6 protein-coding genes are annotated in these 4,485 nt (G+C 71.9%); 5 read left to right on the top strand and 1 reads right to left on the bottom strand.

Annotation, left to right across the window (positions count from 1 at the left end; translation table 11 throughout):
- On the top strand, positions 1–341 hold a 341-nt coding region (locus AC27VN_RS33855; protein ID WP_490879407.1), incomplete at its 5' end, for an alpha/beta fold hydrolase.
- A 19-nt stretch (positions 342–360) separates the two neighbouring features.
- Here AC27VN_RS33855 and AC27VN_RS33850 read toward each other — a convergent pair.
- Positions 361–1,134 (bottom strand): IclR family transcriptional regulator, encoded by a 774-nt coding sequence (locus AC27VN_RS33850; RefSeq protein ID WP_490879406.1) that lies wholly within the window; start codon positions 1,132–1,134, stop codon positions 361–363.
- A gap of 172 nt (positions 1,135–1,306) precedes the next feature.
- On the opposite strand from AC27VN_RS33850, the gene AC27VN_RS33845 reads away from it, so the two are divergent.
- The 4 genes from AC27VN_RS33845 to AC27VN_RS33830 all read left to right on the top strand — a co-directional run.
- Complete coding sequence (locus tag AC27VN_RS33845) at positions 1,307–2,059, top strand: SDR family NAD(P)-dependent oxidoreductase (RefSeq protein WP_490879405.1); 753 nt, start codon at positions 1,307–1,309, stop codon at positions 2,057–2,059.
- A gap of 17 nt (positions 2,060–2,076) precedes the next feature.
- Positions 2,077–2,406: an NIPSNAP family protein gene (locus tag AC27VN_RS33840; protein WP_490879404.1), complete on the top strand. Its 330-nt coding sequence runs from the start codon at positions 2,077–2,079 to the stop codon at positions 2,404–2,406.
- Entirely contained in the window at positions 2,403–3,713 is a 1,311-nt protein-coding gene (hmgA, locus tag AC27VN_RS33835; RefSeq protein ID WP_490879403.1) for a homogentisate 1,2-dioxygenase, read from the top strand. Before AC27VN_RS33840 ends, hmgA begins: the two co-directional genes overlap by 4 nt.
- Positions 3,714–3,733: 20 nt before the next feature.
- Positions 3,734–4,485, top strand: a 752-nt coding sequence (locus AC27VN_RS33830) for a tripartite tricarboxylate transporter substrate-binding protein (protein WP_490879402.1), incomplete at its 3' end; no start/stop codon positions are given.

Here is a 4,485-nt window from a genome sequence, read left to right as displayed (position 1 = left end):
TCGAGGCCTCGCTGGGTTCGCGCCTCACGCCCGCCCTGGCGCGCGGCATCCTCGCGCACCAGCGCGCCACCTCCGAGCCCGGCGCCTTCGCGGACTACTTCCAGGCCTTCTCGGCCACCGATTTCTCGGACCGCGCGGCCGCGCTGCGCGCGCCGCTGCTGGTGCTGGTGGGCGAGCACGACGGGGGCGTGTCGCCCGACTTCGTGCAGGCCACCTTTCCGCGCCTGTACCCGCATGCGCGGATCGAGACGCTGCCCAATGCCGGGCACTACCCGATGCTCGAGACGCCGGCCTACCTGGTGACGCGCTGCGAGGCCTTCCTGCGCGAGCACGGCGGCTGAAGCGCCAGTCGCGGCCTTTTCAGGCCTTGCGCTTGCGCAGCAGGACCTCCACCGACTGCGTGGCTTCGCGCAGCATGCCGGCCACCTGCGCGATGCGGCGCTGGCCCAGGCGCTGCGAGAGCGCGGCGACGCTCAGCGCGCCGATGGCCTGCCCCATCGAATCGCGAAAGGGCACGCCGACCGCCTTCACGCCCAGGCTCACGCGGTTCTGGATCACGGCGGCGCCCAGGGCGCGCGCCTCCTCGCAGGCCTGCGCCAGATCCTGCGTCGACAGCTTGCCGAAGGCGGCCAGGCCGGGCCCCACCCGTTCGATGATGTGGGCGCGCTCCTCGTCGCCGATGGCCGAGAGGATCGCCAGCCCGCCCGCGCCCACGCCCAGCGGGCGCCGGCTGCCGACCTCGAGCACCAGCGCGCGGATCGGGAAGGCACCTTCGCGGCGGTGCATGCAGACCGCGTCGAAGCTGCTGCGCACCACCAGGTAGACGGTGTCGCCGGTCTCGCGGGCCAGCATGTCCATCGCGGGTTCGCAGAGGTCGCGGATGTCGTGCATGGTCGAGCCGGCCACGCCGAGTTCGAAGGCCAGCGGCCCGAGCTTGTAGCGGCGCAGCTCCTCGTTGAAGACCGCGAGCCGCTCCGCGGCGAGCTGGCCCAGGATGCGGTGCACCGACGGATGCGGGATCTGCGACTTCTCCGACAGCTCGGTCAGCGCCAGCCCGCGCGAGCCCGCGGTGGCCAGCAGCTTGAGGATCGCCACGCCGCGTTTGAGCGAGCCGGCATCGGAGGGCGTTTTCATGTTCGATTGGTGGACAAACGACTGGTTCGAGGCGAGCCATTAGAAAACAATTCCCGCTCGTGCCCCCGCCGTGTCCCGTCTATCGGACAGCACTCGCAGCGGGTCCATCCATCGACAACGCCCCACCACCGAGGACCTCCATGAAGACAACAGCGCCGCGCGGGAGCCGCCGATGAATGCCGCCGCCACCCCCTTGGCCGGCCGGATCGCGGTCGTCACCGGCGGCAGCAGCGGCATCGGCGCCGCCTGCGTGCGCGCGCTGGCGGACGCGGGCGCGACCGTGGTCATCGGCTACAACGAAGGCGCCGAGCGTGCACGCGCGCTGCGCGAGGAGTTGCCGGGCGCCGACCACGGCACCCTGCGCATTCCGCTGACCGATGCCGCGGCGCACGCGGCCATGGCCGGCGCGCTGCAGCAGCGCTTCGGCCGCGTCGACGTGCTCGTGAACTCGGCCGGCTTCACGCAGCGCATCGCGCATGGCGATCTCGAGGCGCTGCCGCCCGCGCTGTTCGAGCAGATCCTCGCCGCCAACGTCGGCGGCCCCTACGCCATCACGCGCGCGCTGATGCCGCTGCTCCAGGCCTCGGCCGACGCGGCGGTGATCAACGTGTCCTCGGTCTCGGCCTTCACGGGCCTGGGCAGCAACCTCGCCTACTGCGCGGCCAAGGCGGCGCTCGACACGCTGACCGTGTCGATGGCGCGCGCCTTCGCGCCGGTGCGCTTCGTCGCCGTCTCGCCCGCGGCGGTCGACACCGGCTTCGTGCAGGGCCGCAACCGCGAGGAGCTGCAGAAGAAGGCCGCCACCACGCCGCTGGGCCGCATCGTGACCCCGCAGGACGTGGCGCTCGCCGTGCTGGGCTGCGTGACGCACCTGCGCACGGCCACCGGCACGCGGATCGTCATCGATGGAGGCCACAGCCTGTGAGGGGCGGGACCGCTGCCATGCTCGTCGAACAACGCACCTACACCACCCACCCCGGCCAGTGGCGCGCCTACCTGTCGCTGTACGAGGCCAAGGGGCTGGCGATCCAGCATCGCATCCTCGGGCGCATGGTCGGCTACTACCGCACGGAGACCGGCCCGCTCAACCAGGTGATCCACCTGTGGGCCTACCTCGACATGAACGAGCGCGCCGAGCGGCGCGAGCGGCTGATGGCCGATCCGGGATGGCAGGCCTACGTGGTGGAGATGCTGCCGCTGCTGCAGAGCCAGGAATCGAAGATCCTGCTGCCGGCCGCCTTCTTCACGCCCCAGTGGCAGGAGTCGCCATGAGCGCGCGCACGGGCGAGACCGCAACGGTGCCCGGCTACCAGAGCGGATTCGGCAACCAGTTCGCCAGCGAGGCGCTGCCCGGCGCGCTGCCGGTGGGCCGCAACTCGCCGCAGCAGGCGCCGCTGGGTCTGTATGCCGAGCTGCTGTCGGGCACGGCTTTCACCGCGCCGCGCGATCGCAACCTGCGCACCTGGATGTACCGCCGGCGCCCCAGCGCCATGCACGAGGCCTTCGCGCGCATCGACGACGGCGACTGGCGCAGCGGCCCGTTCACCGAGGTGGAGACGCCGGCCAACCGGCTGCGCTGGAATCCCTGGCCGATGCCAGAGCAGGCCACGGACTTCGTCGACGGCATCGTGACCATCGCGGGCAATGGCGAGCCGCATGCGCAGGCCGGTTCGGCGGTGCACGTCTACCGCGCCAACCGCTCGATGGCCGGGCGCTACCTCGTGAACTCCGACGGCGAGCTGCTGCTCGTGCCGCAGCAGGGCGCGCTGCGGCTGCACACCGAGCTCGGACGCCTGCAGATCGCGCCCGGCGAGATCGCGCTGCTGCCGCGCGGCATGCGCTTTCGCGTCGAGCTGCCCGACGGCGAGGCGCGCGGCTATGCCTGCGAGAACTACGGCGCGCCGTTCCGCCTGCCCGAGCTCGGGCCGATCGGATCGAACGGCCTCGCCAATGCGCGCGACTTCCTGGCGCCCGTGGCGGCCTTCGAGGAGGACGCCGGCCCGGTGCGCATCGTCAACCGCTTCATGGGCCACCTGTGGGAAGGCACGCAGGCCGGCACGCCGCTCGACGTGGTCGCATGGCACGGCAACCTCGTGCCCTGCAAGTACGACCTGGCGCGTTTCATGGCCATCGGCACCATCAGCTTCGACCATCCCGATCCGTCGATCTACACGGTGCTGACCTCGGGCAGCGACACGCCGGGCGTGGCCAACTGCGATTTCGTGATCTTCCCGCCGCGCTGGCTGGTGGCGGAAGACACCTTCCGCCCGCCCTGGTTCCACCGCAACGTGATGAGCGAGCTGATGGGCCTGGTGCGCGGCGTCTACGACGCGAAGGCCGAGGGCTTCGTGCCCGGCGGCCTGAGCCTGCACAACTGCATGCTGCCGCACGGCCCCGATGCCGCCACCTTCGAGCGGGCCAGCACCGCCGCGCTCGCGCCGCATCGGCTCGACGACACGCTGGCCTTCATGTTCGAGAGCCGCCACGTGTTCCGGCCCACGGCGCGGGCGCTCGCCGCGGACAACCTGCAGCCCGGCTACGACGCCGTGTGGCGCGGCTTCCAGCCCGCGCGCGCCTGATTCGAGGAGACAACGAAACCATGACCACCGCCATCGCCAACCGGCGCGAACTGCTCGCCCTGGCCGCCGCTTTCGCGCTGCTGCCCCCTGCCCGTGCACAGGGCGCCTACCCCACGCGCCCGCTCCAGCTGACCCATGGCTTCGGCGCGGGCGGCAATGCCGACATCGTGTCGCGGCTGCTCGCGCAGAAGATGCAGGACGGGCTCGGGCAGCCGGTGGTCGTCGAGATCAAGAGCGGTGCCGGTGGCCTGATCGCCACCGACTTCGTGGCCAAGGCCCGGCCCGACGGCTACAACCTCGCCATGCTCACGGGCGCGCACACGGTGTCGGCCGCGCTGCGCCGCAAGCTGCCCTACGACCCGGTGAACGACTTCGCCTTCGTCTCGACCGTGACCAGCTTCCCCTTCGTCATCGCGGTGCGCGCCGAACACAAGGCCCGCGACCTGGCCGAGCTGCTCGCGAGCGCGCGGCAGGCGCCGGGACAGGTCAGCTTCACCTCGGTGGGCGTGGGCTCGACCCAGCACATGGTCGGCGAACTGCTGGGCGTGAGCGCGGGTGCGAAGCTGCTGCACGTGCCCTACCGCGGCGGCGGCGCGCCGGTGCAGGCGGTGATCGGCGGCGACGTCGACATCCTCGCCGACACGCTGACGGTGGCGACGCCGCACATCCAGTCGGGCCGGCTGCGTGCGCTGGCGGTCACCAGCGCGCAGGCCTGGCCGTCGATGCCGGAGCTGCCCACGGTGGCGAGCGTGCTGCCGGGCTTCGAGATCCG

Source organism: Variovorax sp. 20P10.2.4, assembly GCF_058244205.1.
The sequence above is the reverse complement of the archived record's forward strand: the minus strand, read 5'-3'. Positions and strand labels throughout refer to the sequence as shown.